Below are 26,261 nucleotides of genomic sequence, written 5' to 3'. Positions count from 1 at the left end.
CCGCTGCCACTGTGCACAGCGGCGTACGGGGCGCCCCTTCCCCTGCCCTGATGCCGCTGACCGCCGACGCGGAGACCCCATGAACGTATTGCTCGATAATTTCCCGGAATTCCGCGACGGCTTCATAGGCACCGTGTCGATCACCGTCATCAGCTCGGTCATCGCCCTGGTGCTGGGCGTCGCCATAGCCGGCTGCCGGGTGTCGCCGGTGCCGCCGCTGCGCTACTTCGGCACCGCCTGGGTGACCCTGCTGCGCAACACGCCGCTGACTCTCCTCTTCCTGATCTTCTTCTTCGTGGTGCCGGAGATCCTCTTCCCGGGCATGAGCCCCTTCCTTCTCGGCTCACTGGCACTCGGCTTCTACACCTCCTCCTTCGTCTGCGAGGCGGTCCGCTCGGGCATCAACACCGTCTCCCTGGGACAGGCCGAGGCCGCGCGCTCCATCGGTATGACGTTCGCCCAGACCCTGCGGATCGTTGTTCTCCCGCAGGCCACGCGGTCCGTCATTCCCCCGCTGAGCAGCATCTTCATCGCGCTCACGAAGAACTCGGCGATCGCCGGCGCCTTCAGTGTCACCGAACTCTTCGGATGGCAGAAGCTGATGAGCGACCGGGGTTACGAGATCACACCCGTCTTCATCTGGGTGGCACTCGGCTACCTGGTCGTCACGTTCACCATCAGCGGTCTCTTCCGGCTGCTGGAGCGCCGTATGGAGGTCGCCCGATGAGCGCCAGCGTTCTCTACGACGCCCCGGGCCCCAAGGCCGCGGTCCGCAACCGGATCTACGCCGTTGCCGGAACCCTCGCCATCCTGGCCCTGATCGGCATCAGCGTGATGCGGCTGTCCGAGAAGGGGCACCTCGCCCCCGAGATGTGGGACATCTTCAACTACGCGGGCATCCGGCAGAACATCGCCGACGCCGTGCTCGCCACGCTGAAGGCCTTCGGTCTGGCGGCGATCGGTTCACTGATCCTCGGAGTCCTGCTCGCCGTCGGCCGCCTCTCCGACCACAAGCCGGTCCGCTGGTTCGCGATCACCTTCATCGAGCTCTTCCGCTCGATCCCGCTGCTGATCACCATCTACGCCATCTGGGTCGGCTTCCTCACCGACTACTCGATGTGGGCCCTCGCGCTCGGACTGTCGGTCTACAACGGCTGCGTCCAGGCCGAGGTCCTGCGGGCGGGCATCAACTCCGTACCCAAGGGGCAGAGCGAAGCGGCGTACGCCCTGGGGATGAGCAAGACCCAGGTCATGGTCACGGTGCTGATGCCGCAGGCGGTCCGCGCGATGCTGCCGACGATCATCAGTCAGCTGGTGGTGACCCTCAAGGACACCTCGCTCGGCTTCATCATCCTGTACCCGGAGCTGCTCCAGACCGCGCGTCTGATCGCCTCCAACACGCAGGTCAACTTCCAGTACCCGTACGTCTCGACCATCGCGGTCATCGGCACGATCTATGTGGCGATGTGTCTGCTCCTGTCGGCACTCGCCACCTGGATCGAGAAGCGGGGCCGGCGGGCCAAGACGGGTATCGCGGTGGCCGCGGCCGCCGAACCCGCGGAGGCACCCGGTGTCCTCGAGACTTCCGGCACACGGAACCCCGAGGGCGACGGAGCCGGTCCGGACGCTCCTGAGGAGCCCGTCCGCAAGAGCTAGGAATCACTCTCAACCAGTCGTACGACGCACTGGTCGAACAGGTTTCCCGGTCGGGTGACCTTTCGAAGGTGAGCGTGTAGGCAGGGCCTCCCGGCAACTCGGCGATGCGAATCGCGCCGAGCAGCGCCGGGGGGCCCTGTCGCCTTGTGGCCGGGCCCTGCTCGGGAGGCCGGTGCAGACACACCGCCCTGCGGTCCCTGACGCTGGGCTCCCCGCTTGCGGGCCCCGGCCGCCATGTCGGCTGACGCGGCATCACGTGGCACCGACGCGCAGATCCCGCGTGATCGCGCCCTCGCGTCGACTGGGGACCGGAGCCCGCTCAACGCCTTTGCCGGGTGCCGTTCCGCTGCCATCGGCGGAACAGGCCGTATGCGTGTCAACGGTCATTGAGACGCCCCGGTGGATGGCTGTTGGAGGCCCAGGCTGGTGGCCATCAGAAACCCAGGTGTGGCCGGTGGTGTCGGCCTGTCAGCCTCCGCCGAAACGAAGTAGCGGCCAGTCCCGGCCATGCCGCAGGATAAGCCTCGTGGAGACAGTGGTGCAGTGGGTCCGCACGTCATGGACCAAACAATCCCGTGGCGGGCTCGAAGCCGCGCGTCGGAACGCGACCCCAACGGCCTTTCCGCTGCCGCTCGGCTCGCCGCCCTTCATGCACGAGGTTCGGATGCACGAAGCCGAAGACTTCCAGCCCCGGTCCGTGACGCACGACAGCATGCCCGAGTCCAGCACGGACGCCGGCGTCCTCTTGCGGGAAGCCGACGGACTGCTGCGGGTTCAACTGGTTGCGACGCCATTCGGCACGCCACGCAGATCGCGGCGTCCACCGGCCGTTCGCCTCGCCCGCGGAGAGTGGCTCCGCTGGCAGATCAACTACCGCTTCACCGGTTCATGCGGCGGCGAATGGACCTACCGACTCGACACGCTCAATATCGTCCACGGTCCGGCACAGCCCGACCTGTTCTTCGGCGTTCCCACCCGCCACGTGAACGAACTTTCCAGCCTACGCTGACGGCACCTGGCATCGATCTCATCAATGATCTGACGTGCAAGAACTCCGCATCAGAGGCTAAAAACCGTTGATAACCGACGGGCCGGCGATCACCAAGTTCTCGGCGCGGCCGATCCATTCCGGGTTGGTCAGGGAGTTCTGGGTGGGGCCGCGCAGCCGAGGCGGCCCCTCAGCATGGTGGAGTCCTCGGCCCGCCGGGAGCCCAGCGTCTTGCCGGTGGGGAAGTTCGCCGAGTGGCGGCGAAGAGGCCGGGTGGCCGCGTCGCGGCCGGTGACCTCCCTCGGCTGTCAGCAGCTGCAGAACCTCGGCAGGATCCCACCGCTGGGCTCGGGTGGTGGCCAGGACGTCCGGGGCCGCGTTGCACATATAGGGCAGGCGCATGCGGCGCATGAGCTTGTCGAGCTCCTCGGGCAGCGCCGGGGCCTGGGGAAACGTCATAGTCGTTCATTCCTTCATGGGTCGGGGCGGGCGCCGATAGGTTCGGCGGATGATCAATATGTCGGTCGGGGCGACCGCGGGAACGTCGTGGCCCGGGCCCAGGGTGGTGTGGAATGGACCGCTGCATTCGCGGATCTGGACCCAGCGGAGTTTCCGATGCTCTGGTCGCTGGACCCGTATGGCGACGCGGTCTTCAACCACCGGCAGGTGCCGCTACTGCTGGTGGAACTCGACGGGCTCCCGGCCGCTTGCGGCGGTGACTGGGTTGGACAGGCCCGCGAGTTGTGCCAGGTCGTCCAGCAGCGAGTGCACCGGTATCTGTGGTTCGTCGGGGACTGACCGCCGTCAGTCGGCCGGCAACTCCCCGGGAACGGGTTGCAGTTGACCGAGCGCCTGCCAGCCGGCGGTTCCGTTCTGGACGGAGTGGGCTTCGTCCGCGCGGACGACCTCGCCGGCGGGTTCGCTGTCCGCGATGTGTCCCAGGATTGAGAGGAGGTCGTCGTCGGCGAAGCGTCCGGCCGTGACCGCGAGTCCCAGGGCGTGGTCGACATTGTCGTGGCTCAGGACGGTGGCCGGCTCGACCGCGCGGGCCGTCTTGGCGCGGATGCGGGTGGCGCCGGTGGGTCCGGCTTCCTTGAGCCAGCGTCCGGCTCCGGGTCCGATGCCCACGAATGCGATCTCTGCTTCCGAGCGGGGCTGCAGTCTGGGTTGGTGGATGCTGCGGCCGTCGGGATGGTCGGGGTAGTGCTCGTCGATGATCTGCGGAACACCCGGGGTGGAGAGCTGGTGGCGCCAAATCTCCGAGAGATCAACAGATTTGGTGCGGACGGTGATGGAGAGTTCCTCGCCGACGACCCCGCACCACACCTTGGCACCGGTATAGCCCTTGCGGGGTCGAGTGGCGCACCGCGTTGAAGCTGATGGTGCGGTCCGAGCCGACCAGTCTCTCCTCGCCCAGCGCGAGGGCGAGCGGCTCGATGGGCAGGACATGCAGCGTGGTGCGTTCGATGTCCAGACGGCTCGCGGGTATCTGCCCGGTCGCCCTGTGTCGGCGCGAGTTCACCGCATCGCACCACTTCAGGCAGGCATCGGTGAGCTCGGCGAAGGTGTCGTAGGCGGGCAGCAGGTTCGTGCTGGTGGGCACCAGGTCGGCCTTCGCGATCCAGCCACCGGCCCGGCTCGGGAATCCAAGGCCGGTACGTTCGGCGCTCACCTTCCTTCCACGCGTTCCTCGTCGCGTTCGCGGCCCGCCTCGTCGAGCGTTCGCTGCCCCGGTAGCCCATCTTCACGAGCTTCTCGTGGACCACATCGGCGCGGATCGTCGCCTTCGACTGCTCGAAGGAGGGCCGGCATGGCCGAACGCTCGAGCCGCGAGCCCAGGACCCGCTCGGGCGTGGTGGGACCTGGGTGAGGAGTGCACGCCAGCGGTGCTTGTCTGTCACCCCGCCGGCGAAGTCGTCGTCGGACCCGCGTCCATCTCCAGCCCTGTGAACGTCCCGTCGCTCGAGGCGAGATCACGCCAATCGAGGCCGACCGATCCCCCACGACCTGTATCGCACCACGTTTGGTCCGCTGTTTCGCGCATCACCTCACCAGCCCCTCGCCATGGCCGACAGCAGCTCGGTTTCCCGTCCGTCACGGGCCCCCGGCCGACGACCGAAGCCCTCCTCCGCGACAAGGGATACGACGCCCACGCATACCGCGACATGCCCCACAGGCTTCTGTCCCGCGCCTCGCGCAAGGAATCACCCGACATCAGGGCACCGGCAGACTCCTCCGCGTCGCCGAGCAGGACTTCTCCGAACTTCACGGCTTCGGGCTCCTCGGCGCCCGCCAGGAGCGCCGCACCGAACCTTGAGGGCGCCTCGCCTGCTCGCCTCGAGCTCATCTGCTCGAGAACCTCGACTCGCTTAGCGCATGATCATTTCATGAGCTCATGGGAATCCTATTGCACGAACGAATTGATTTGATAGCGACAAGGAATCGGAGTCCCGCGAACCCGTTGCTGTCGCCGTGGCCGAAACCGAGCCCTGATCCGGTACTGCCACATATTCTTCAGACTCGCACCGCCACAACCTGAACGCTTTTTTGGCCGGGTTGTGAAGTCTATTGACTGCATACCTCTCGGAGTGAGAGGTTCTCGGCGATAGATCAATGGACACCGACGAAAGGAATACTTTCCGTGCGCAGAACACACAAGATCCTCCTTGCAGGCGTAGCCGCATGCAGCGCCATTATCTCGGTGCCGGCCACAGCATCTGCCGGGGTCGTTACACCGCAGGCCCACCCGAGCGGCTGCACGTACAGCATTCACGGGGCCGGGATAAACGGGGCGTCGGCCAAGTGCTCCAACAGCAACGGCGGACACTACAAGGCGCTCGTGATCTGCGAGGACTGGGACAACCAGAAAGTCGCTCGCGAATCGCAGAAGTGGGTGTCCAGCGGCTACTCCTACGTGTCCTGCCCTCCGATGACAAAGCCCACCTCCGCGGGGATCATGACGAAGGCCTCCTAACCCCGCTGCGCAGCGGGCCGTCCGGTCCGCGTCGGCCCGCTGCACCGGCCCGCCTCACGCCGGACGGATGCGAGCGGTCCGCCTTCCTCGGGCCAGGCTCAACGGCTCCCCCAGGAAGACGGATTCACCTCATTCGCCGGATGCCGGCAAGGAAATCAGCCTGCCGAGGCTTGGGGAAAAGTGCGGCAATTGCGCACCGGGCCTGCACTCCATTACAACCTCTGAAGCATCATCAGCTCTGGAAGTAGGCGAAGACATTGTTGAAGACAGCTCGTTCCCGCCGGGCCGCAGCAGCCCCAGCATTCGGAATTCTACTGGCGGGCCTGTTCTCTCTGGGCGCAGCGACAACTGCCTCGGCCTCCGAGGTCGGAACGATGGCGCATCCCACGGGTTGCTCCTACGAGGTTCCGGGAAAGTGGGGCGGTGTCGCCATCTGCTCGAAGACAAATGGCGGAGCCTACCGGGCTCTGGTCCTGTGCAAGAACCCTGACAACGGAAAGATTTACAACTACGCCGGCCAGTGGCGGATAACCGGGTTCTCCTACGCCTACTGCCAGGGAAACACCATCGCCTCTTCGGCGGGCGTGGAGACGCGCTACAACAACTGACCTCGAACTCTCGTGACCGGCCCCGTTCGCGACGGAGTCGCCGCGACAGGTGGTCGGTCGATCAGCCCGTGAGAGTTCGGACAAGCGCCCGGCCGGGGTCCCCCAGCCGGGCGCTTGCGTGCACGGGTACCGAGCCCGGCGACATCCGTACCGGCCCGTAGCGGGTGTGGGGGACAGATCGGCGCCCTCAGGCGAGGACTGCCGGAGCGGGCCGCTGATCTCGTCGGAGACTCACCGCCAGGACCGGCCGGTCACGGGCGTAGAGACGAATACCCAGTGCTTCACCGCGACGCTGCCCGCGATCCTCGCCGGAAAGCCGTCATCCTGCACGACACGGCGCTCAACGACGCGGTACTCACCTTCTCCGAACTGCCGACGTCGGTCGGCCCCCACGAGCACTGACCACGGCGCGAACGCCATCGCGTGCCTCACGGTGACCGCACCGATGCCCATCGCGCCCGGCTTCACGCTGACGTCGCTCACGAACCGGCTCGAGGGGGCTGCGGTGCGGCAGGAGGAGCACCGGACACCGGGCCGGTGCTCCTCCTGCCGCACCGGCCGTCGCCCGGGGACCCGGGTGCGAGTTCCCCGGGTTCAAGGCCGTTCATACGCAGCAGATCTGACAGGCCGTCCGCGCTGTTTCGGCATGGGGGGCGCGGCAGGCACGGCGCGCCCCCCGCCACCTGCCCACGTCACTTGACGCACGCACCGACAGTAGGTTGCATACGTTCTGTGATCCCGCCCCGAACCGCCCCTGCCGCCTCCCTCTCCTCCCCCTCGACCTCGACGAACGCCGCCGGAGGGATCACACCGTGGACCCGGTGATCGTTGTCGGCGCCGGGCCGGTCGGTCTGGCGCTGTCACTCGCTCTCGCGGCTCAGGGTGTTCCCTCCGTCCTGCTCGACGAGGGGCCGGGCGTCGACGAACCACGCCCCGCGCGCACCGTCGTGCTGCGCGAGGACACCGCGGACCTGGTGACACGCCTGGGCTGCACGACCCTCCCCGACGAGGGCCTGCGGTGGAGCGGCTGGCGGTCGGTGCGGCGCAAGCAACTGGTGCGGGCCGTGCCGCTGGGCGAGGAGGAGGGCACCGTCCCGCTGCCCTCGCCCGTACACCTGCCCCAGCACGCACTCGCCGGAGGTCTGCGGGCCGCGGTCGGCACGCAGGGCCTGGTCACCGTGGTGCCCTTGAGCAGGATCGACACCCTGGAGCAGGACCCGTACGGCGTCACGGTGCACACCCGGGAGCCCGGTTCGACCTGGTGGCGTGGGAGTTATCTGGTGGGCTGCGACGGTGCGCGATCCACCGTACGCAAGCTCCTGGACATCAGGTTTCCCGGCCGTACGGCGGTGGAACGGCATGCGGTCGCCGCGCTCCGCGCCGAGCTGCCCTGGCCGGGCGAAGCAGTGCTGCACAGGTCCCCGCCCTGGCGTTCGGGTGGTTCGGAGGTCACCGCGCGGCCGCTGCCCGACGGCGTCTGGCGGCTGGACTGGCTCCTTCCGCCACGCGGTGAACTCGTCACCCCCGATGCCCTGATCACCCGTGTCCGCGACACCCTCGGCGGCTGGTGCGGTGAGACACCGGCCTACGAACTGCTGGACACCGGGGTGTACACGCTGCACCACCGGCTGGCCAGACGCTGGCGGTCCGGGCGCGCGTTCCTCGCCGGGGATGCCGCACACCTGCTGGGCGCCCTCGGCACCCAGGGCCTGGACGAGGGGCTGCGGGACGCCGAGAACCTCGCCTGGAAGCTGGCGCAGGCGTGGCACCAGAGTGCCTCCGAGCTTCTCCTCGACAGCTACCAGGCCGAGCGCAGGACCGCCGTTGCCTCCCGGCTCCGTGCCGCCGACCAGTCGCTGCCGATACTCCGGGGCGGCGCCGGACTCCGGACGCTCGTCTCCGGCGCCGCGCGCGGTCACGACACCTTGCTCGCCGACGGCCACCTGGGATGCGGTCCCCTGGGCGCACCCCCTTCGTACACGCACTCCCCCCTTTCGCCTCAACGCGCCGAGGCTCACGCCACGGTGGGGACCGCCCCCGGCACGCCGGTCGCCGATGTGCGGGTGACCGCGCCCGACGGGAAGGCGGTGCGGCTGCGCGACCGGCTGGGCCTGGGAAACCTGTTGGTGATCCTGGTCGCACCGGGCACCGGGGTGTGGGACAGGCGGCACTGGCTGACCGCGGGTGTCATGCCCCGGCTCGTCGACGCGGTGGACGCCCTTCCCGCGAAGGCCGAACTGCTGGTCACCGAGAGCTACCCGGGGGCGACGGCGCACACGGTGTTGCTGGTCAGGCCTGATGGGCATCTCGTGGCGGCCTTCAGCGGGGTGCGGCCCGCCGAGCTCTACGCAGCGGCCGACACCGCACGCGGCGGCGGAGTGGACGGCGAGCCGGGGGACGAGGCGCGCACCACCGCGGGCTCCGACCGGACCGCGGACGTCAATTGACCGCCACAGACGCACATGGTGTACTCCAGATCATGACCGACACCGACGTGCACCTGTGGCGGAGGGTCCATATGGACCTCGTCCGCTATGCGGGCTGCGTGTGTCGTCCGTCCTGCTGAATCGCCTGCCCCAGCACACCCTGCTGCTCACCGCGCGGCTGTGCCCCCGAGCGAACTTCTCAGGACGGTCCCTGTGTCTGCTTCCCTTCCCTCCCTCCCCACACCCGAGTCCGCCGTCGACACGGACCTGCCGGCCCCGGCAGCCGACGGCTCGGACGCACCGACCACGGCGGAACTGCTCGACTTCGTCCGCAGGACCGCGGAGGACACGGCGCTCGTCGCCTCGCTCCCGCTCGATCCGGAGGGGCGCACCTGGCTCCGCCTCGATGGCCCCGGCGGCAGCGAGGCGTGGCTGATCAGCTGGCCGCCCGGGACGGGCACCGGCTGGCACGACCATGCCGAATCGACGGGCGCGTTCACCGTCGCCGCGGGCGCCCTCAAGGAGTACTCCCTGGCCGCGCGGCTGCCCACCGACGGCTGGAGGACCCTCGAACTGAGCGAGGGCGTGGACCGGAGCCGGCTCCTGGCGACCGGCCAGGGCAGGGCTTTCGGCCGGCACCACGTCCACGAGGTGCTCAACGAGTCCGGGCGGGAGCACGCCGTGTCGGTGCACGCGTACTACCCGCCGCTGCCGCAGATCCGCCGCTACAGCCGCACGGGAGCCGTGCTGCGGCTCGAGCAGACCGAACGTCCGGAGGACTGGCAGTGAGCGTCCAGGACCGGGGCGGTCTCGGAGAACACCCGGGCGGTGAGCCTCCGGTGGGCATCGACGCACTGCTCGACCGGGTGCGGTCCGGTTACGAACGGATCGGTCCCGAGGAGGCTGCGGCCGCCGCTGCGGAGGGGGCACTGCTGGTCGACATCCGTTATGCGGCGCTGCGCGAGAAGGACGGCCTGATCCCAGGGGCTCTGGTCGTCGAGCGCAACGAGCTGGAATGGCGGCTCGATCCCCAGGGCAGCCACCGCACCCCGCAGGCGGTGAGCCACGATCTACGGATCGTGGTGATCTGCAACGAGGGATACGCCTCGAGTCTGGCGGTCGCCTCCCTTCGCCGACTGGGTCTGCACCGCGCCACGGATCTGACCGGCGGCTTCCAGGCGTGGCGTGCGGCCGGGCTCCCGGTCACGCTCTGACAGGACCGGCCCTGGGCCCTCCCCGACGGCTGTGCCCAGGGCCGAATGACTCCCCCGCCCACCCGAACGCTGCTCTCCGGTGGAGCAATCGACGCGCGCGACGGACATTCACCTCATCACCGAGGACGGAATGTACGGAGATGTCGTGCCGATGGACACCGCTCAGCTCACCCCTGACCAGCTCGACGCACAGGCCTCCCTGCTCCACGACACGGACGCGTGGCAGCGCATCGTCACCGGCTGGGAACGCACCGGGCGTGAACCTGCTCCCGCTGCTACCGCGCCGGACACCGGGGCACGGCCCGTGCGCCCGGCCGACTGGCGGGCACTGCTGTCCGTTCCCGTCGACAGGCTCGTCGAGGACTCACTGCGCGCCCTGCCCGCGCGCCCGCCCCGCGAACGGCCGCTCCCCGGACGCCTCGGTGCGGTGCTGCCCGAGCATCTGCACGCGTGGCGCCGCATCGGCCAGCCCGATGTCCGTCCGTCCACCCACCTCGGCCACGCACGGCGGATCCTGACCGAGTGGGGCTGGCAGAACACCCCCTACCGTCTGCGCAACGCCCGTGGTGCGCGCTGCCTCTGCGGGGCCATGCTGACCGCCCACCGGCTCGGCTACGGGTCGCTCGACACCGTCGACCGCGCCGGCGCCTGGCTCATCACCGAGCTTCGGTCGCAGGGCTGGACGGACCTGATCGGCCCCTGGAACCGGCATCCCGGCCGCACCGCAGCAGACGCGCTCGCCTTGATCGACACCACGATCCGCCGGGCGTCACTGGCAGGACACTGAGCCCGCCCGAGCCCGGCTGCCGGATGCCGTGACAGCGCACTCCCCGACAGGCCACCACCTGCCCCTGCCCGGGAGCAGTTCGGCCGGCCGCCCCTGACGGCCGCGGCCGCCCCGGCCAGGCATCGAGCGCGGCCTGCCGGTCACAGCACCCACACCACCGCCGCAGACCATTCTGCGGCCTGTGCGCCTGGTCCTCGGTCCTGGTCCTCGGCCCCGGTCCTCGGTCCCGGTCACGCCGGGCGAAACCATCCCCCGTGCCCGGAGGCAGTCGGCTTGCCTCCCCGTTCCCCCCTCGCCTCCCGGTCAGAAGAGCTCGTCCAGCCCCTCCGTGTCCTCCCCCTCCGCCTCGATCGCCTGACGCACCACGCGCAGGGCCATCCCCTCGCCGTACCCCTTGCGGGCGAGCATGCCCGCCAGCCGGCGCAGACGCTTGTCGCGGTCCAGACCCCGTGTGGAGCGGAGCTTCCGCGCGACGAGCTCCCTGGCGGTGCCCTCCTCCTGTTCGGGGTCGAGCTGCCCGACCGCCTCGTCGATCACCACCGGGTCCACGCCCTTGGTGCGCAGTTCCCGCGCGAGAGCACGGCGGGCCAGCCCTCTGCCGTGGTGCCGGGACTCGACCCAGGCGTCCGCGAACGCCGCGTCGTCGATCAGCCCCACGTCCTCGAAGCGGGAGAGCACTTCCTCGGCCGCCTCGTCGGGAATCTCCCGCTTGCGGAGCGCGTCGGCCAACTGCTTACGGGTACGCGGGGTCCCGGTCAGCAGCCTGAGACAGATGTTGCGCGCCTGCTCGACCGGGTCTCGCGGTTCCCCCTTCTCGGCCCTCGACGAGGAAGGGGAACCGCTGTCTCTGGTACGGGAGCGGGAACGGCGGCCCGCTCCTTCGCCGAACCCGGCCCCCCGGCCGGGCTCCGGGGGATCCCCGGACGGTTCCGCGGCGTACTCGGGACCGGGACCCGCACCGGCGTCGGCACCCGGCCACTCCGTGCGACGCGTCACGGCCTAGCTCTTGGCCGCTGCGGCCTTGGCGGGCTTGGCCTTGGTCGCGGGAGCCGGTACCGACTTGGCCGCCGCTCCGTCGGCCGGAGCACCCGCGGCATCGGCCCCGGCATCCGCCGCTGCGTCGTCCGCGCGGACACCGACACCCAGCTTGTCGAGGATCTTCTTCTCGATCTCGTTGGCGAGGTCGGGGTTGTCCTTGAGGAAGTTGCGCGAGTTCTCCTTGCCCTGGCCGAGCTGGTCGCCCTCGTAGGTGTACCAGGCACCGGCCTTGCGGACGAAGCCGTGCTCCACACCCATGTCGATCAGACCGCCCTCGCGGCTGATGCCCTGGCCGTAGAGGATGTCGAACTCGGCCTGCTTGAAGGGCGGCGCCACCTTGTTCTTCACGACCTTGACGCGCGTGCGGTTACCCACGGCGTCGGTGCCGTCCTTCAGCGTCTCGATCCGGCGGATGTCCAGACGCACCGAGGCGTAGAACTTCAGCGCCCGGCCACCGGTCGTGGTCTCCGGTGACCCGAACATCACACCGATCTTCTCGCGCAGCTGGTTGATGAAGATCGCGGTGGTCTTGGACTGGTTGAGCGCACTGGTGATCTTCCGGAGCGCCTGGCTCATCAGACGCGCCTGCAGGCCCACGTGCGAGTCGCCCATCTCGCCCTCGATCTCCGCACGGGGCACCAGGGCCGCGACGGAGTCGATGACGATCAGGTCCAGTGCGCCGGAGCGGACCAGCATGTCCACGATCTCGAGGGCCTGCTCGCCGTTGTCCGGCTGCGAGAGGATGAGGCTGTCGATGTCGACGCCGAGCTTCTTCGCGTACTCCGGGTCCAGGGCGTGCTCCGCGTCGATGAACGCCACCGAGCCGCCGAGCTTCTGCGCGTTCGCCACGGCGTGCAGCGTCAGTGTCGTCTTGCCGGAGGACTCCGGCCCGTACACCTCCACCACACGGCCGCGGGGCAGCCCGCCGACGCCGAGCGCGACGTCGAGCGCGGTGGACCCGGTGGGGATCACCTCGATCGGCTCGTTCGGCCGTTCACCGAGGCGCATCACCGCGCCCTTACCGAATTGCCGTTCAATCTGTGCGAGTGCGGCGTCCAGCGCCTTCTCGCGGTCGGTTCCTGCCATGGGTTCCACCCGATTTGCTTGAGTCGATCGCTTCACGTCACAGACGCTAACCCCTGCCACTGACAATGGGCCTCGACGTCCTCCCGCCCTGTGGACAACTCCACGGTCGGGCCCGGCAAAACCCGGCCGGAATCCCATGAGAATGGATGTTCGAATTCAGTGTCAAGCGCACCACTCCGGGCCGACACGGTCGAGGATAGTGGCTCAAAACAGGCGACATCGGGCAAGTCGACGAACTGTGACCGACCGCGGGTGCCGGATCCGAGCGAGAGGAGGCCGGGACCCGGGCGAGGCTCAGGACCCGGACCGCCGACCGACGTCACCGGTTACGGCCGACGGAGCCCCGACCCGCCCTCAGCCCCACCCCGCACCGCGCGGCGGATCCTGGACATCAGCGGTTCACCACGGCGCAGGCGAGGGCCGCCGTGCACCCTGGGGTCGTCCGTCACGTCGTAGCGCTTCACGTACGCCCCCAGGAACGCCTGCAGCGTCGCGACGGCCGGGATGGCGATCAGAGCCCCCACGGCACCCATCAGCGCAGTGCCCGCGACCACCGATCCGAAGGCGACCGCGGGATGGATGTCGACCGTCTTGGATGTGAGCTTCGGCTGCAGCACGTAGTTCTCGAACTGCTGGTAGACCACGACGAAGCCGAGGACCCACAAGGCGTACCAGGGGTCGACGGTGAAGGCGATCAGCATGGGCAGCGCCCCCGCCAGGTACGTACCGATCGTGGGGATGAACTGCGAGACCAGTCCGACCCAGACGGCGAGCGCCGGCGCGTAGGGCACACCGAGGACCACCAGCAGGATGTAGTGAGCCGCGCCCGAGATCAGCGCCATCAGCCCGCGCGAGTAGATGTAGCCACCGGTCTTGTCGACCGCGATCTCCCAGGCGCGCAGCACCTCGGTCTGCCGGGAGGGCGGCAGTACGGAGCACAGCGCGCGCCGCAGGCGGGGGCCGTCGGCAGCGAAGTAGAACGAGAACAGGAAGATCATCAACAGCCGGAACAGCCCGCCGAGCACGGTGGTGGAGACGTCGAGTACGCCGGTCGCGCTGTTCTGCACGTACTTCTGGAGCCAGTCGGAGTGCAGCAGGCTGTCCTGCACCTCGACCCGCGAGAGCTCCGTACGGAACGTCTGGTTGACCCAGTTGATCACCGAGTCGAGGTACTTGGGGAACTCCTCGACCATGTCGACGATCTGGCCGGCGAGCATCGAGCCGAGCAGGAGGACGAAGCCGACCCCGGCGACCAGCACGGCGAGGAAGACCAGGAAGGTGGCAAGCCCCCGGCGCATCCCGTACCCGGCCATGCGGCTGACTGCCGGCTCGATGGCCAGCGCCAGGAAGAAGGCGATGAGGACGTTGGTCAGCAGTCCGATGAGCTGGTAAAAGGCCCAGCTGCCCAGCTGGAAGCACCCGTAGAGCGTCAGTGCCATGACCATCGCGCGCGGCAGCCAGCCCGGCATGCGGACGTGCCCGGCGCCGAGCGGCGGACCGGGTGGTGCGGCCGGCGGGACGGGCTGTGGGGCGGGCGGCTGGGTCTGGTCGGTCTCGTCTGTCGGGGCCACGGGACAAGTCTCGCTCACCGCGGAAACAGCCGGCCGCCCAGCCCGTCGGCTGAGGGCTCCGGTGACACGTCCGCGCGGCCGAGGCGGTCGTGCCGGTGGCGGCACCGCCTCGGTCAGCGCTGGTCCGGAGGGACGCCGACGGCCGAGCAGACCCCACGCCACACGTCCTTGGCCTCCCAGCCCGCGGCCAGCGCCTCGTGCACCGTACGGCCGCCGAGCTCCGCCATGACGTGATCGCGCGCGAAGGAGTCGGCGTAGGCCGCGCCGAAGTGGTCCGCCATCCGTTCCCAGAAAATCGTCAACCGCATGCCTTCAGTATCCCGCTCCTGAGAGTGCAGCCCGGCCGCGAGGCCATGCCGCCGTCACTTTCCCCTCTACGGTCGGTTCATGGCTGGAACCGGAGCAACCCCTCTCGCCCGCGCCGAGCAGTTCATCTGGCTCACCGCACGCGTTCTCGAACAGCGGCGGTTCGCCCATCTCTTCCTCGGAGGGAGCGCGGACACCGTCGAAACCGCGCTCGCCGCCTACCGGAACGAGGACGGTGGCTACGGCTACGCGCTCGAACCCGACCTCCGCGGACCTGTGAGTCAGCCCCTGCACACCGCCCACGCACTGAGTGTCCTCGACTCGATCGGGGGCTGCTGCGGTCTGCGCGTGGAGCGGATCTGCCGCTACCTGACGGAGGTGTCGACCAAGGAGGGCGCCCTGCCCGCCCTGCATCCCTCCCAGCGCGGCTACCCCGCGGCCCCCTTCATCCCCGCGCTCGACGACCCGCCCGCCGAACTACTGGCGACGGGCCCGGTCGTCGGCCTTCTGCACCGCAACCAGGTCTGGCACGCCTGGCTCTTCCGGGCCACCGACTTCTGCTGGGCCGCCGTCGACGCACTGGAACAGTCACATCCGTACGAGATCGAGGCGGCCCTCGCCTTCCTGGACGGCGTGCCCGACCGTGCACGCGCCGAATCGGCCGCCGGCCGACTGGGACAACTCGTGCGTGAGCAGCGGCTGGTGGTGCTGGACCCGGGGCGCCGCGCGGAATACCCGGTGGCCGCCGGATACGCGCCCGGGGAGCACCACTTCCCTTACGACTACGCCCGCACACCCGGGTCGCTGGCCCGCCGCTGGTTCAGCGACGGCGAACTGGAAGGCGCGCTGGACCATCTGGCGGCCGAGCAGCAGGAGGACGGTGGCTGGCCGGTCAACTGGCGGGAGTGGGCGCCCGGAACCGCCCTGGAGGGCCGCCCGATCGTGACGATCAGGGCTCTGCAGACCCTCCGGTCCCACGGTCGGAGGCTGGACTGACCCGCGCAGCTCGCCCGTGCCGCTCCGGAACAGGGCGCGGTGGTGGGGGCCTGCGTGCGCGGTAACGGTGGGGAGGCCGACACCCTCGACACGATGGTGATCGTGCCGGAGGCGCGGCCCTCGGGGCTGCGCCGCGGAAAGGTGCGGCAGCAGTGCTGGGCACGCCCTCCAGCCGTTGTCAGTGGCGGGGTGCACGATGGGGTGCATGGCCGGTTCCGCACTCGATTCGTTCACGCCCGCGACCCGCAGCTGGTTCGCGGCGGCCTTCGACGCGCCCACCGCGGCACAGGAGGGTGCCTGGCGGGCGATCGGTGAGGGCTCGGACGTACTGGTCGTCGCACCGACCGGATCGGGCAAGACGCTGGCCGCCTTCCTCGCCTCCCTGGACCGGCTCGCGGCCGTACCGCCTCCCGCCGAGGCGAAGAAGCGCTGCCGCGTGCTGTACGTGTCACCGATGAAGGCTCTCGCCGTCGACGTGGAACGGAACCTGCGGTCACCGCTGACCGGGATCCGTCAGGAGTCGGTGCGCCTGGGCCTGCCCGAGCCGGAGGTGCGGGTGGGGATCCGCTCCGGCGACACTCCGCCGGCCGAGCGCCGTTCGATGGCGACGAAACCCCCGGACATTCTGATCACCACTCCCGAATCCCTGTTCCTGATGCTCACCTCCTCGGCCCGGGATGCGCTGGCCGGGGTCGAGACGGTGATCGTGGACGAGGTGCACGCCGTCGCGGGCACCAAGCGCGGTGCTCATCTCGCCGTGTCGCTGGAGCGTCTGGACGAGCTGTTGCCGCGGCCCGCGCGGCGCATCGGGCTGTCGGCGACGGTCCGCCCGGTCGACGAGGTCGCGCGGTTCCTGTCGCCTCAGCGGAGAGTGGAGATCGTCCAGCCGCCGTCCACCAAGCAGTTCGACCTCTCCGTCGTGGTTCCGGTGGAGGATCTCGGCGAGCTGAGCGGCTCCCCCGCCACGGGCGACGAGGGCGGCCAGGCGGAGAAGCCGTCGATCTGGCCCCATGTCGAGGAGCGGATCGCCGATCTCGTGCAGGCGCACCGTTCCACGATCGTCTTCGCCAATTCCCGGCGGCTCGCGGAGCGCCTGTGCAACCGGCTGAACGAGATCGCCTACGAGCGGGCGGCCGGCGCGGCGCCGGAGGAGGAGCCGGGAAGCAACGGTCCCCTGGCCGAGGCCCACTCCCCCGCCGAGATCATGGCCCAGTCCGGGGCTGCGAAAGGCGCACCCCCGCTCCTCGCCCGTGCGCACCACGGCTCGGTGTCCAAGGAACAGCGCTCCCAGGTCGAGGAGGACCTCAAAGCGGGCCGTCTGCCCGCCGTGGTAGCCACCTCCAGCCTGGAGCTGGGGATCGACATGGGCGCGGTCGACCTGGTGATCCAGGTCGAGTCACCGCCTTCCGTGGCCTCGGGGCTGCAGCGGGTGGGACGCGCCGGGCACCAGGTCGGCGCCGTGTCCACCGGCGTGGTCTTCCCGAAGTACCGCGGCGACCTGGTGCAGGCGGCCGTCGTCACGGAGCGGATGCGCGAAGGGGCCATCGAGGCCCTGCGGATCCCGTCCAATCCGCTGGACGTGCTCGCCCAGCAGATCGTCGCCACGGTCGCGCTGGACAGCTGGCAGGCCGACGACCTCCTCGCCCTCGCCCGCCGGGCCGCCCCCTTCGCCTCGCTCCCCGAATCGGCGTTCACCGCCGTGCTCGACATGCTCGCCGGACGCTATCCGTCCGACGCCTTCGCGGAACTGCGGCCCCGCGTGGTGTGGGACCGGGTCAGCGGCGCGGTCACGGGCCGCCCCGGTGCCCAGCGGCTCGCCGTCACCTCGGGCGGAACCATCCCCGACCGCGGGCTCTTCGGTGTCTTCCTGGCAGGCGCGGACCCGAAGAAGGGCGGCGGACGCGTCGGTGAGCTGGACGAGGAGATGGTCTACGAGTCCCGGGTCGGCGACGTCTTCACGCTGGGCACCACATCCTGGCGCATCGAGGACATCACCAGGGACAGGGTCCTGGTCTCGCCCGCCCCCGGAGTGCCGGGCCGCCTGCCTTTCTGGAAGGGCGACCAGCTGGGCCGCCCGCTGGAGCTGGGACGGGCGCTGGGCGCGTTCCTCCGCGAGCTCGGCGGGCTGTCCGCCGAGGACGCCAGGCTCCGGCTGCTCACCGCCGGGCTCGATGCCTGGGCGGCGGACAACATCCTGTCCTACCTCGACGAGCAGCGCCGGGCCTGCGGCCACGTCCCCGACGACCGGACCGTCCTCGTCGAGAGGTTCCGGGACGAGCTGGGCGACTGGCGGATCGTGGTGCACTCGCCCTTCGGCGCCCAGGTGCACGCCCCGTGGGCACTCGCCCTGTCCGCCCGTCTCGGCGAGCGGTACGGCATGGACGCCCAGGTCATGCACGCGGACGACGGCATCGTGCTGCGGCTGCCCGATGCCGATCTGATGGGCCTCGACCTCCTCGACTTCGACCCGGCACAGGCCGATGCGGGCGGTGGGGCCGCCGACGGCCCGGGACGCGGGGAGACCGGCCGGGGTTTTCCCGCCGCCGGACACGACAGCGAGCAGCCCCCCGTCGGGGCCACCGACGTGGTGTTCGACAAGGGAGAGATCAGCCAGGTCGTCACCGAACAGGTCGGGGGGTCCGCCCTGTTCGCGTCCCGGTTCCGCGAGTGCGCCGCGCGCGCCCTGCTGTTGCCCAGGCGCAGCCCGGGAAAGCGCACCCCGCTGTGGCAGCAGCGTCAGCGCGCGTCCCAGCTGCTGCAGGTCGCCTCCGAGTTCGGCTCGTTCCCGATCGTGCTCGAAGCGGTCCGCGAATGCCTGCAGGACGTCTTCGACGTGCCGGGCCTCACCGAGCTGATGGGCGACCTGGAGGCGCGCCGCATCCGTCTGGTCGAGGTGACCACTCCAGAGCCGTCTCCGTTCGCCCGCTCACTCCTCTTCGGCTACGTCGCGCAGTTCCTGTACGAGGGCGACTCGCCCCTCGCCGAACGACGGGCGGCGGCCCTCTCGCTGGACTCCCATCTCCTGGCCGAGCTGCTCGGCCAGGCGGAGCTGCGGGAGCTGCTGGACGCCGACGTCCTCGGCGAACTGGAGCGGGAGCTCCAGTGGCTGACCGACGACCGGAAGATCAAGGATGCCGAAGGGGTCGCCGACCTGCTGCGCGTCCTCGGGCCCCTCACCGACGCCGAGCTGGTGGAGCGTGGTGCGGAGCCGGCCTGGGCACCGGAGCTGGAGACGTCCCGGCGTGCCATCCAGGTCCGCATCGGCGGAGCCGCCCACTGGGCAGCCGTCGAGGACGCGGGCCGGCTGCGTGACGCGCTCGGCACCGCGCTTCCCGTAGGCGTTCCCGAGGCGTTCACCGAGCCGGTCAAGGATCCGCTCGGCGACCTCCTGGCCCGGTACGCCCGTACGCACGGACCGTTCACCTCCACGCAGGCCGCGAGCCGTTTCGGCCTCGGGCCCTCCGTCACCGACGGGGCGCTGCAACGACTCGCCGCGTCAAGTCGCGTCGTCCAGGGCGAGTTCCACCCCGCGGGTATCGGCCAGGAGTGGTGTGACGCCACGGTCCTGCGGAGGCTGCGCCGCCGTTCGCTCGCCGCGCTCCGCCAGGAGCTGGAACCGGTTCCGCCGGCCGCGCTGGCCGGCTTCCTCCCTCAGTGGCAGCACGTCGGCGACGGCAGCCTGCGTGGGATCGACGGGCTGGCCCGTGCCATCGAGCAGCTGCAGGGCGCTCCGGTCCCCGCGTCCGCTCTGGAGAAACTGATCCTGCCGAGCCGCGTCGCCGGATACACCCCCGTCATGCTCGACGAGCTCACGACCACCGGTGAGGTCGTCTGGGCCGGTGCGGGCGCCCTCCCCGGAAAGGACGGCTGGCTGTCCGTCTACCTCGCGGACAGCGCGCCCCTGCTCCTCCCAGCGCCACTGCCGCTGGAGGAGACCGCGCTGCACGAGTCGGTGCTCACCGTCCTCTCCGGCGGATACGGGCTCTTCTTCCGGCAGATCGCCGACCAGGTCCGGGCCACCACTCACCCGGACTGCACCGATTCCCAGCTGGCCGAGACGCTCTGGGACCTGGTCTGGTCCGGCCGTCTCACCAACGACACCCTCGCTCCGCTGCGCTCGCTCCTCGGCTCCGGCCGCACCGCCGGCTCCACCGCACACCGCGCGAGGCGCAACGTGCCGCGCGGCCGCTACGGATCGCTGACGGCAGCCGCCCGTACCGCTTCGCGCACAGGTCCACCGACCGTGTCGGGCCGCTGGTCGCTGCTGCCCCCGGCCGAGCCCGAACCGACCCACCGCGCGCACGCCCTGGCCCGGACGCTCCTGGACCGCCACGGCGTGGTGACCCGCGGGGCGGTACAGGCCGAAGGCGTCGAGGGCGGATTCTCGGCGATCTACCGCATCCTCGCCGCGTTCGAGGACAGCGGACAGGCCCGCCGCGGCTATGTCGTCGAGGGGCTGGGGGCAGCCCAGTTCGCCATGGACGGCGCGGTGGACCGGCTCAGGGCGGCCTCCACCGCACGCGACCGTGCGGACCCCGGCTCCGTTCCCCGCGCGCTGGTCCTCGCAGCGGCCGATCCTGCCAACGCGTACGGCGCCGCACTGCCCTGGCCCGAGTCGCCCGACGGCGCGGGACACAAGCCGGGCCGCAAGGCGGGGGCGCTGGTCGTCCTCGTGGACGGCGAGCTGACGCTCTACATGGAGCGCGGCGGCAAGTCCCTCCTCGCGTGGCCCACCGACCCCGCCGATCCGGCGCTGCGCGCCGCGGCCGAGGCACTCGCGTCGGCCGCCCGCGCGGGGACACTCGGCACGGTCACGGTCGAGCGCACCAACGGCGCCTCCTCCCTGACGTCCCCCCTGGGCCGCGCCCTGGAGGCCGCAGGCTTCCTCGCCACCCCGCGAGGTCTGCGGCTGCGGGCCTGAGCCGTGTGGTGCGCGGGCGGACACCCACGCACACCCCGGTTCGCGCATGATGGATGCATGCCTGAAGGTGACACCGTCCTGCAGACCGCCCGGCGACTCGACGCGGCACTGGCCGGTCAGGTCCTGACGGTCTCCGACCTGCGGGTCCCGCGCTTCGCCACAGCTGATCTGACCGGCCAGAAGGTCTTGGGCGTCGCCGCGCGCGGCAAACACCTGCTCACCCGTTTCCAGGACGGCCTCACACTCCACAGCCATCTGCGCATGGAGGGCGCTTGGCGGGTGTACGACCATGGCGAACGATGGCGGGGCGGCCCCGCCCACCAGATCCGCGCTGTGCTCGCCACCGCGGAGCGCACCGCCGTCGGCTACCGTCTGCCCGTCCTCGAACTGCTCCGCACCGACGACGAGGAACAGGTCGTCGGCCACCTCGGCCCCGATCTGCTGGGCCCGGACTGGGATCCGGAGACCGCTCTGCGTCGTGTGCTCTCCGACCCCGGGCGCCGGGTCGGGGACGCCCTTCTGGACCAGCGCAACCTGGCGGGCGTCGGCAACGTGTACATGTGCGAGCTCTGCTTCATGGCCCGTGCGACGCCATGGCTCCCGGTGGGTGAGCTGCCCCTGCCCGTCGCCACCCGGCTGATCAGCACAGCCAGACAACTGCTCGAGGCCAACCGTGAGCGTCCGATGCGGACCACGACCGGGGCGACGGCGGCCATGTCCCGCATTCGCACGCGGGAGCGCCTCTTCGTCTACGGCCGGGCCGGGCGCCCCTGCCTGCGCTGCGGCACCCCGATCCGCAAGGCCGACCGTGACGATCGCCCCACCTACTGGTGCCCGCGCTGCCAGTCAGGTCCCACCGGCTGAGCCGTTTCCGGCGGCCCTGCGACGGGCCGCGGATATCTCCGAGTCGGCTCCAGGCTCTCGGACGGAACGCTCCGGCCGCGCGACGGCCGCCACGTGTACCGGCAGGAGGCTCAGCCCCCACCCCCCGGCCGCTACCGCCCCCTCGACCAGTCCGGCGTGTTCCGGCTCCAGTAACAGCCGCAGCGCGGCCCACCACCACAGGCCACCGAGTACGAGCGCCGGCACCCATCGCCGCACCATGGCTGCCTCCTCCGGCCGACGCGAGTACGGCTCGATCTCCTGACGGGAGGGCGCACCGGTGCAGTGACGGCGTGCGGGGCGCGGGCGGAAGGACGGCGCGCGCCCTTGCGTGGGGCCGCCGTCGGGAGAGGTCAGCACCGGCCCTCCCCCGCAGTTTCCCCCGGGACGGCGCCGACTGCATCCTGCGGCCCAGGTCATGCGTGTGCCCCCGTGGATCCACGGGGGCACACGCGGGCCGCGGCGCTTCTCCTACCGGTTGTCGTCGTCGGTGAGAGAGTCCTTCACGCCCTTGGCACGCTCGCCGGTGGCGCCCATGGCGCCCTCCGCCTTGGCCTTGGCCTGATCGGCCTTGCCTTCGGCTTCCTTGCGGCGGTCTCCGGTGAGCTTGCCGGTCGCTTCCTTGGCCTTGCCCTTGAGCTTGTCCACGGGCTTCTTGTCCGTCACGGCGACTCCTTCCTCGATTCGGGTTCAGGCGCTCTCGGCCTGGAACATCCACGCGTGCTTCTCGAGTTCCGCGGTGAGCGTGATCAGGATGTCCTGGCTGATGGGATCCGGCTCGTCGGTCGCCTCGATCCGCTCCCGCATGCGGTCGATGACCACGCGGAGGGCGTCGACCAGCACACGGACCGCGTCCACGTCCTTGATCCAGCCGTCGGGCACGGAATCGATCGCGGTGGTCTTGGCCAGGGTCCGGGACCGGCCGTCCGGGTTCACGCCGATGGCGGAGGCCCTCTCCGCGACCGTGTCCGAGTGCTGACGCGCCGTGTCGACGACCTCGTCGAGCTGAAGGTGCACGGAGCGGAAGCGCGGGCCGACCACATTCCAGTGGACCTGCTTGGCCACCAGGGAGAGATCGACCAGGTCGACCAGTGCGCCTTGCAGCGCATCTCCCACGACCTTGCGGTCGCCTTCGGACAGGGCGCTCTTCACGACAGACATGCACTTCTCCGTTCAGATAGCTGTTCGACTTACCATTTGTCCACAATGTCACATATGGAGCGAAACGGTCATTCGACCGGCTGTTCCGGAGGATTGCCCTCCGGCCACACTGCGCGCCTGCCCCCTGAACGGCCCCGCACACACTGCGGGCAGACCGCGGACACACGAAAGCCCCGGCCGGCCCGTGAGGGGCCGGCCGGGGCTTTCGTTCACCACGCCATGCGGTCAGGCGGCGACGACATCCACCGCCTCCGCGGGCGCCTTGATGGTCACCCGTCCCGTCGGTACGCCGGCGACCGACGCAACAGAGACGGAATTGAGCATCGGGCGTACCGGCACAGGCACCGCATCACTGGCCGCTGCCGACTCGGCCAGCTCAGCCAGCGACAGTTCATCGCTCACTTCACGCATGAGCTCGGACATCCGTACGTCCAGCGCGTCGCAAATAGCGGAGAGCAGTTCGGAGGATGCCTCCTTCTGCCCCCGCTCCACCTCGGAGAGATAGCCGAGCGAGACTCGGGCGGACGAGGAGACTTCGCGCAGAGTACGGCCTTGGCGCTGGCGCTGCCGACGCAGCACGTCACCAAGCAGGCGACGGAGCAGAATCATCGGTGGCTCCCTCCTCGGACCGCGTAGCCGCATCCTTCACGCCCCACCGTACCGCCTTGCGCTGCGGCCGTGCGGGGAGCGATGTCGTGTTCACTCAGGGCTGCAAACATCGATTCCCCCCGTTCTGTTCCGTATCCTGTGCCCCCGCGTTCTCGCCGAGTTCGCCGGAGAGCAGTTCGAGCAGACTCCGCACACTCTCCTTACGGATGTCCGCCCGCCCGCCGTTCAACCTCAGCTCGGCAACTTTCTGTACGTCGCCGGGCCCGGAGACCGCGACGTAGACCGTGCCGACCGGCTTGCCGTCCTGCGGCTCGGGACCCGCGACCCCGGTGGTCGAGACGCCCCAGTCCGTACCGAGGACCCGGCGCACGCCGACGGCCATCTCCCGGGCGACCTCAGGGTCCACCGCTCCGCGCTCGGCCAGGAGCACGCCGTCGACGCCCAGCAGATCCCGCTTGAGGGGCGTCGCGTACGCCGTGACGGATCCGCGGAAGCACTGAGAGGCGCCAGGTACGGAGGTGAGCTCGGCCGCCACCAGGCCGCCGGTGAGGGACTCGGCTACGCCGAGCGTCTCGCCGCGCTCCTGAAGTCGTCGCAGCACCCGGGCCGCCACGGACGTCACCGTTCCGCCTCCGCAGGGCCCCTGCCGCCCGCCACGCGCTCTCCGGCGGGCTTCCCGCAGGCCGGCTCCCCCGTCGGATCCACGACGGGCACATCCACAACGCCTTCCGCGGGACCGCGCCCACCGGCGGCGTCCTCCAGGCCCGCCGCCACCGTGACCGCCTCCAGGGCGGCCGCCCGCTCGGCCGCTAGCCCGAGGCGACGCAAGACGACCGCCTGGCGTACGTAGTCGAGACCGGTGACGACCGTCAGCACGACGGCGGCGATCATGACCCAGAAGCGGAGGGTCGCCAGCGGGCCCGTCAGCGCGAGGACGTACATGCCCACAGCGATGCCCTGGGCCAGGGTCTTCACCTTCCCGCCGCGGCTCGCGGGGATCACCGAGTGCCGGATGACCCAGAAACGCATGAGCGTGATCCCGAGTTCACGGAAGAGGATCACACCGGTGATCCACCACGGCAGGTCCCCGAGCGACGACAGACAGATGAGCGCCGCACCCATGATCGCCTTGTCCGCGATCGGGTCGGCGATCTTGCCGAAGTCGGTGACCAGGTTGTACGTCCGTGCCAGATGGCCGTCGAAGACATCGGTGATCATCGCGACGGCGAAGGCGGCCCAGGCGAACGACCGCCAGACCGGGTCGTAACCACCGTCGTGCAGGAGCAGCATCACGAAGCCCGGGACCAGCAGCAGTCGCAGCATCGTGAGGATGTTCGCGATGTTCCACAGTCCGGCCTGGTTGACGGCCGCCGCGCCCAGCTTGCCGCCGCGGTGCGCCGGCGTCGCGCCGGAGCCGCCTGCCGCGGTCGCCGGGGCTCCCGTCATCTGGCTGCCTCCGCTAGCTCGTGGTGTTCGGCCACGAGGTCCACTCCCTCGGTGCCCACTGCCTTCGCTTCGACCATACGGCCCGGCACGAGCCCTTCGCGTGCGGTGAAGATGACCTGGCCGTCCGTTTCCGGCGCCTGGTGGGCCGCTCGTCCCACCGCCACGGGCCCGTCCTCGTCGGACTCCACGGACTCGACCAGGACCTGGAGGGTTTCGCCGACCCGCTCCTCGGCCCGCTGCGAGGTCAGCTCCTCGGCGAGCTGAGAGATGTGTGCGAGGCGCTCGGCGATGACGTCGGCGTCCAGCTTGTTCCCGTAACCGACCGCCTCGGTGCCGTCCTCGTCGGAATAGCCGAAGACCCCGATGGCGTCCAGGCGCGCGCCGGTGAGGAAGCGCTCCAGCTCGGCGAGGTCGGCCTCCGTCTCACCGGGGAATCCCACGATGAAGTTCGACCGCGCACCCGCCTGCGGTGCCTTCGTCCGAATGGTGTCCAGGAGTTCGAGGAAACCGTCCGTGTCACCGAACCGCCGCATCGCGCGCAGGACCCCGGGTGCGGAGTGCTGGAAGGACAGGTCGAAGTAGGGGGCGACCTTGGGCGTCGAGGTGAGTACGTCGATCAGCCCCGGCCGCATCTCGGCGGGCTGCAGATAGCTGACGCGGATCCGCTCGATCCCGTCGACCTCGGCGAGTTCCGGCAGCAGCGTCTCCAGGAGCCTGATGTCGCCGAGGTCCTTGCCGTACGAGGTGTTGTTCTCGGAGACGAGCATGACCTCCTTGACGCCCTGCTCGGCCAGCCAGCGGGTCTCTCCGAGGACGTCGGAGGGGCGCCGCGAGATGAACGACCCGCGGAAGGAGGGGATGGCGCAGAACGAGCAGCGCCGGTCACAGCCCGAAGCGAGCTTCACCGAGGCGACCGGGCTGGTCCCCAGCCGGCGGCGCAGCGGTGCACGCGGCCCTGAGACCGGCGCGACACCTTCCGGCAGGTCGGCGGGCGCCGGCGTGATCTCCTGGGCGTGCCCGGGCAGCGCGACGGCGGCGTCCTGCCGCTCGGCCGGGCTGATCGGCAGCAGCTTGCGCCGGTCACGCGGGGTGTGGGAGGCGTGGATGCCACCGTTGAGGATGGTCTGCAGACGGTCGGAGATGTCGGCGTAGTCGTCGAATCCGAGGACTCCGTCCGCTTCCGGCAGCGCCTCGGCGAGGTCCTTGCCGTAGCGCTCGGCCATGCAGCCGACCGCCACGACGGCCTGGGTTCTGCCGTGGTCCTTCAGATCATTGGCTTCGAGCAGGGCGTCGACGGAGTCCTTCTTGGCGGCCTCGACGAACCCACAGGTGTTGACGACGGCGACATCCGCGTCCGTGGCGTTCTCGACGAGCTCCCAGCCGTCCGCTGCCAAGCGGCCTGCAAGCTCCTCCGAGTCCACCTCGTTACGGGCGCAGCCAAGAGTGACAAGGGCGACGGTACGGCGTTCGGGCATGGGCTCAAGACTACTTTGTCCCGGCACCGGGCCCGCCGAGCAGGGTTCGTCGCTACGCGGAGTGACGGACCGAGCGGTGATCTGGAAGGCGGACGTGGGCAAAACAGACGGTGAGTG

28 protein-coding genes are annotated in these 26,261 nt (G+C 70.1%); 13 read left to right on the top strand and 15 right to left on the bottom strand.

The features are described 5' to 3' along the window. Positions 1 to 79: 79 nt before the first annotated feature. The 3 genes from JOC24_RS29850 to JOC24_RS29840 all read left to right on the top strand — a co-directional run bounded on the left by JOC24_RS29850 (position 80) and on the right by JOC24_RS29840 (position 2,665). The gene (locus tag JOC24_RS29850; protein WP_205023540.1) at positions 80 to 727 is read left to right on the top strand and encodes an amino acid ABC transporter permease; all 648 of its coding nucleotides are present in this window, start codon (positions 80 to 82) and stop codon (positions 725 to 727) included. Continuing rightward, complete coding sequence (locus JOC24_RS29845) at positions 724 to 1,656, top strand: amino acid ABC transporter permease (protein WP_205023539.1); 933 nt, start codon at positions 724 to 726, stop codon at positions 1,654 to 1,656. The genes JOC24_RS29850 and JOC24_RS29845 overlap by 4 nt, the downstream gene beginning before the upstream one ends. Positions 1,657 to 2,182: 526 nt before the next feature. Then, positions 2,183 to 2,665, top strand: a complete 483-nt coding sequence (locus JOC24_RS29840; protein WP_205023538.1) for a hypothetical protein — start codon at positions 2,183 to 2,185, stop codon at positions 2,663 to 2,665. A gap of 57 nt (positions 2,666 to 2,722) precedes the next feature. Here JOC24_RS29840 and JOC24_RS29835 read toward each other — a convergent pair whose 3' ends face one another. Further along, the gene (locus JOC24_RS29835) at positions 2,723 to 3,103 is read right to left on the bottom strand and encodes a hypothetical protein (protein ID WP_205023537.1); all 381 of its coding nucleotides are present in this window, start codon (positions 3,101 to 3,103) and stop codon (positions 2,723 to 2,725) included. A gap of 156 nt (positions 3,104 to 3,259) precedes the next feature. Here JOC24_RS29835 and JOC24_RS29830 point away from each other — a divergent pair, with 156 nt between their 5' ends. Then, complete coding sequence (locus JOC24_RS29830) at positions 3,260 to 3,442, top strand: hypothetical protein (protein WP_205023536.1); 183 nt, start codon at positions 3,260 to 3,262, stop codon at positions 3,440 to 3,442. 6 nt (positions 3,443 to 3,448) lie between these two features. On the opposite strand, the gene JOC24_RS29825 is transcribed toward JOC24_RS29830, so the two are convergent. After that, the gene (locus tag JOC24_RS29825) at positions 3,449 to 3,970 is read right to left on the bottom strand and encodes a hypothetical protein (protein WP_205023535.1); all 522 of its coding nucleotides are present in this window, start codon (positions 3,968 to 3,970) and stop codon (positions 3,449 to 3,451) included. Continuing rightward, entirely contained in the window at positions 3,912 to 4,316 is a 405-nt protein-coding gene (locus JOC24_RS29820; RefSeq protein ID WP_205023534.1) for a hypothetical protein, read from the bottom strand. The genes JOC24_RS29825 and JOC24_RS29820 overlap by 59 nt, the downstream gene beginning before the upstream one ends. Positions 4,317 to 5,992: 1,676 nt before the next feature. Between JOC24_RS29820 and JOC24_RS29815 the strand changes: the two genes are divergently transcribed. Continuing rightward, on the top strand, positions 5,993 to 6,226 hold the full coding sequence (locus JOC24_RS29815; RefSeq protein ID WP_239581177.1) for a hypothetical protein: 234 nt from the start codon (positions 5,993 to 5,995) through the stop codon (positions 6,224 to 6,226). Positions 6,227 to 6,457: 231 nt separating this feature from the next. Here JOC24_RS29815 and JOC24_RS29810 read toward each other — a convergent pair whose 3' ends face one another. Beyond that, positions 6,458 to 6,709 carry a hypothetical protein gene (locus JOC24_RS29810; RefSeq protein ID WP_205023532.1) on the bottom strand — a complete coding sequence of 84 codons (252 nt, stop codon included), beginning with the start codon at positions 6,707 to 6,709 and terminating at the stop codon, positions 6,458 to 6,460. 329 nt (positions 6,710 to 7,038) lie between these two features. Here JOC24_RS29810 and JOC24_RS29805 point away from each other — a divergent pair, with 329 nt between their 5' ends. From JOC24_RS29805 to JOC24_RS29790, 5 genes are all read left to right on the top strand, one after another. Next, the gene (locus tag JOC24_RS29805) at positions 7,039 to 8,673 is read left to right on the top strand and encodes an FAD-dependent monooxygenase (RefSeq protein ID WP_205023531.1); all 1,635 of its coding nucleotides are present in this window, start codon (positions 7,039 to 7,041) and stop codon (positions 8,671 to 8,673) included. A gap of 32 nt (positions 8,674 to 8,705) precedes the next feature. Continuing rightward, positions 8,706 to 8,792 carry a putative leader peptide gene (locus JOC24_RS34295; RefSeq protein WP_358980702.1) on the top strand — a complete coding sequence of 29 codons (87 nt, stop codon included), beginning with the start codon at positions 8,706 to 8,708 and terminating at the stop codon, positions 8,790 to 8,792. 127 nt (positions 8,793 to 8,919) lie between these two features. Continuing rightward, positions 8,920 to 9,441, top strand: a complete 522-nt coding sequence (locus JOC24_RS29800; RefSeq protein WP_205023607.1) for a cupin domain-containing protein — start codon at positions 8,920 to 8,922, stop codon at positions 9,439 to 9,441. Beyond that, positions 9,438 to 9,866, top strand: a complete 429-nt coding sequence (locus JOC24_RS29795) for a rhodanese-like domain-containing protein (protein ID WP_307792782.1) — start codon at positions 9,438 to 9,440, stop codon at positions 9,864 to 9,866. Before JOC24_RS29800 ends, JOC24_RS29795 begins: the two co-directional genes overlap by 4 nt. Before the next feature lie 151 nt (positions 9,867 to 10,017). Beyond that, positions 10,018 to 10,653 carry a DUF6197 family protein gene (locus JOC24_RS29790; protein ID WP_205023606.1) on the top strand — a complete coding sequence of 212 codons (636 nt, stop codon included), beginning with the start codon at positions 10,018 to 10,020 and terminating at the stop codon, positions 10,651 to 10,653. Between the two features lie 303 nt (positions 10,654 to 10,956). Here the strand turns inward: JOC24_RS29790 and recX are convergent, their stop codons facing one another. The 4 genes from recX to JOC24_RS29770 form a co-directional block, all read right to left on the bottom strand. Then, positions 10,957 to 11,649 (bottom strand): recombination regulator RecX, encoded by a 693-nt coding sequence (gene recX, locus JOC24_RS29785; RefSeq protein ID WP_205023530.1) that lies wholly within the window; start codon positions 11,647 to 11,649, stop codon positions 10,957 to 10,959. Positions 11,650 to 11,652: 3 nt separating this feature from the next. After that, on the bottom strand, positions 11,653 to 12,777 hold the full coding sequence (gene recA / locus JOC24_RS29780) for a recombinase RecA (RefSeq protein WP_205023529.1): 1,125 nt from the start codon (positions 12,775 to 12,777) through the stop codon (positions 11,653 to 11,655). Between the two features lie 326 nt (positions 12,778 to 13,103). Then, positions 13,104 to 14,246, bottom strand: coding sequence for an AI-2E family transporter (locus JOC24_RS29775; RefSeq protein WP_205023605.1), 1,143 nt, complete (start codon positions 14,244 to 14,246; stop codon positions 13,104 to 13,106). 215 nt (positions 14,247 to 14,461) lie between these two features. After that, positions 14,462 to 14,656: a DUF3046 domain-containing protein gene (locus JOC24_RS29770; RefSeq protein ID WP_205023528.1), complete on the bottom strand. Its 195-nt coding sequence runs from the start codon at positions 14,654 to 14,656 to the stop codon at positions 14,462 to 14,464. Positions 14,657 to 14,735: 79 nt separating this feature from the next. On the opposite strand from JOC24_RS29770, the gene JOC24_RS29765 reads away from it, so the two are divergent. From JOC24_RS29765 to JOC24_RS29755, 3 genes are all read left to right on the top strand, one after another. Next, positions 14,736 to 15,650, top strand: coding sequence for a hypothetical protein (locus tag JOC24_RS29765; RefSeq protein ID WP_205023527.1), 915 nt, complete (start codon positions 14,736 to 14,738; stop codon positions 15,648 to 15,650). A 205-nt stretch (positions 15,651 to 15,855) separates the two neighbouring features. Continuing rightward, positions 15,856 to 20,571: an Lhr family ATP-dependent helicase gene (locus tag JOC24_RS29760; protein WP_205023526.1), complete on the top strand. Its 4,716-nt coding sequence runs from the start codon at positions 15,856 to 15,858 to the stop codon at positions 20,569 to 20,571. Positions 20,572 to 20,628: 57 nt separating this feature from the next. Beyond that, positions 20,629 to 21,435, top strand: a complete 807-nt coding sequence (locus tag JOC24_RS29755; protein ID WP_205023525.1) for an Fpg/Nei family DNA glycosylase — start codon at positions 20,629 to 20,631, stop codon at positions 21,433 to 21,435. Here JOC24_RS29755 and JOC24_RS33590 read toward each other — a convergent pair. The 7 genes from JOC24_RS33590 to rimO all read right to left on the bottom strand — a co-directional run bounded on the left by JOC24_RS33590 (position 21,418) and on the right by rimO (position 26,144). Beyond that, positions 21,418 to 21,675 (bottom strand): hypothetical protein, encoded by a 258-nt coding sequence (locus JOC24_RS33590; RefSeq protein ID WP_239581185.1) that lies wholly within the window; start codon positions 21,673 to 21,675, stop codon positions 21,418 to 21,420. The two genes, JOC24_RS29755 and JOC24_RS33590, sit on opposite strands and share 18 nt — an antisense overlap. A 249-nt stretch (positions 21,676 to 21,924) precedes the next feature. Next, positions 21,925 to 22,119, bottom strand: coding sequence for a CsbD family protein (locus JOC24_RS29750; protein ID WP_205023524.1), 195 nt, complete (start codon positions 22,117 to 22,119; stop codon positions 21,925 to 21,927). A 24-nt stretch (positions 22,120 to 22,143) separates the two neighbouring features. After that, entirely contained in the window at positions 22,144 to 22,614 is a 471-nt protein-coding gene (locus tag JOC24_RS29745; protein ID WP_205023523.1) for a Dps family protein, read from the bottom strand. A gap of 225 nt (positions 22,615 to 22,839) precedes the next feature. Further along, a complete protein-coding gene (locus JOC24_RS29740; protein WP_014153702.1) occupies positions 22,840 to 23,223 on the bottom strand; it encodes a helix-turn-helix domain-containing protein in 384 nt (127 codons plus the stop codon). A 94-nt stretch (positions 23,224 to 23,317) separates the two neighbouring features. Beyond that, on the bottom strand, positions 23,318 to 23,845 hold the full coding sequence (locus JOC24_RS29735; RefSeq protein WP_205023522.1) for a CinA family protein: 528 nt from the start codon (positions 23,843 to 23,845) through the stop codon (positions 23,318 to 23,320). Further along, positions 23,842 to 24,669, bottom strand: coding sequence for a CDP-diacylglycerol--glycerol-3-phosphate 3-phosphatidyltransferase (pgsA, locus tag JOC24_RS29730; protein WP_205023521.1), 828 nt, complete (start codon positions 24,667 to 24,669; stop codon positions 23,842 to 23,844). Before pgsA ends, JOC24_RS29735 begins: the two co-directional genes overlap by 4 nt. Further along, a complete protein-coding gene (gene rimO / locus JOC24_RS29725; RefSeq protein WP_205023520.1) occupies positions 24,666 to 26,144 on the bottom strand; it encodes a 30S ribosomal protein S12 methylthiotransferase RimO in 1,479 nt (492 codons plus the stop codon). Before rimO ends, pgsA begins: the two co-directional genes overlap by 4 nt. Positions 26,145 to 26,261 lie beyond the last annotated feature (117 nt).

The organism is Streptomyces sp. HB132 (genome assembly GCF_016909575.1).
Taxonomy (GTDB): Bacteria; Actinomycetota; Actinomycetes; order Streptomycetales; family Streptomycetaceae; genus Streptomyces.
Note: the sequence above shows the minus strand (reverse complement) of the source record. Positions and strands in the feature narration are given on the sequence as shown.

What these genes read in the sequence shown, in the direction of transcription:
- recA (WP_205023529.1), bottom strand. Translation starts at nt 12,777, where the DNA reads ATGGCAGGAACCGACCGCGAGAAGGCGCTGGACGCCGCACTCGCACAG.
- JOC24_RS29775 (WP_205023605.1), bottom strand. Translation starts at nt 14,246, where the DNA reads ATGCCGGGCTGGCTGCCGCGCGCGATGGTCATGGCACTGACGCTCTAC.
- JOC24_RS29845 (WP_205023539.1), top strand. Translation starts at nt 724, where the DNA reads ATGAGCGCCAGCGTTCTCTACGACGCCCCGGGCCCCAAGGCCGCGGTC.
- JOC24_RS29770 (WP_205023528.1), bottom strand. Translation starts at nt 14,656, where the DNA reads ATGCGGTTGACGATTTTCTGGGAACGGATGGCGGACCACTTCGGCGCG.
- JOC24_RS29755 (WP_205023525.1), top strand. Translation starts at nt 20,629, where the DNA reads ATGCCTGAAGGTGACACCGTCCTGCAGACCGCCCGGCGACTCGACGCG.
- JOC24_RS29760 (WP_205023526.1), top strand. Translation starts at nt 15,856, where the DNA reads ATGGCCGGTTCCGCACTCGATTCGTTCACGCCCGCGACCCGCAGCTGG.
- JOC24_RS29830 (WP_205023536.1), top strand. Translation starts at nt 3,260, where the DNA reads ATGCTCTGGTCGCTGGACCCGTATGGCGACGCGGTCTTCAACCACCGG.
- JOC24_RS29835 (WP_205023537.1), bottom strand. Translation starts at nt 3,103, where the DNA reads ATGACGTTTCCCCAGGCCCCGGCGCTGCCCGAGGAGCTCGACAAGCTC.
- JOC24_RS33590 (WP_239581185.1), bottom strand. Translation starts at nt 21,675, where the DNA reads ATGGTGCGGCGATGGGTGCCGGCGCTCGTACTCGGTGGCCTGTGGTGG.
- JOC24_RS29740 (WP_014153702.1), bottom strand. Translation starts at nt 23,223, where the DNA reads ATGATTCTGCTCCGTCGCCTGCTTGGTGACGTGCTGCGTCGGCAGCGC.
- JOC24_RS29745 (WP_205023523.1), bottom strand. Translation starts at nt 22,614, where the DNA reads ATGTCTGTCGTGAAGAGCGCCCTGTCCGAAGGCGACCGCAAGGTCGTG.
- pgsA (WP_205023521.1), bottom strand. Translation starts at nt 24,669, where the DNA reads ATGACGGGAGCCCCGGCGACCGCGGCAGGCGGCTCCGGCGCGACGCCG.
- JOC24_RS34295 (WP_358980702.1), top strand. Translation starts at nt 8,706, where the DNA reads ATGACCGACACCGACGTGCACCTGTGGCGGAGGGTCCATATGGACCTC.
- JOC24_RS29815 (WP_239581177.1), top strand. Translation starts at nt 5,993, where the DNA reads ATGGCGCATCCCACGGGTTGCTCCTACGAGGTTCCGGGAAAGTGGGGC.
- JOC24_RS29790 (WP_205023606.1), top strand. Translation starts at nt 10,018, where the DNA reads ATGGACACCGCTCAGCTCACCCCTGACCAGCTCGACGCACAGGCCTCC.
- JOC24_RS29850 (WP_205023540.1), top strand. Translation starts at nt 80, where the DNA reads ATGAACGTATTGCTCGATAATTTCCCGGAATTCCGCGACGGCTTCATA.
- rimO (WP_205023520.1), bottom strand. Translation starts at nt 26,144, where the DNA reads ATGCCCGAACGCCGTACCGTCGCCCTTGTCACTCTTGGCTGCGCCCGT.
- JOC24_RS29765 (WP_205023527.1), top strand. Translation starts at nt 14,736, where the DNA reads ATGGCTGGAACCGGAGCAACCCCTCTCGCCCGCGCCGAGCAGTTCATC.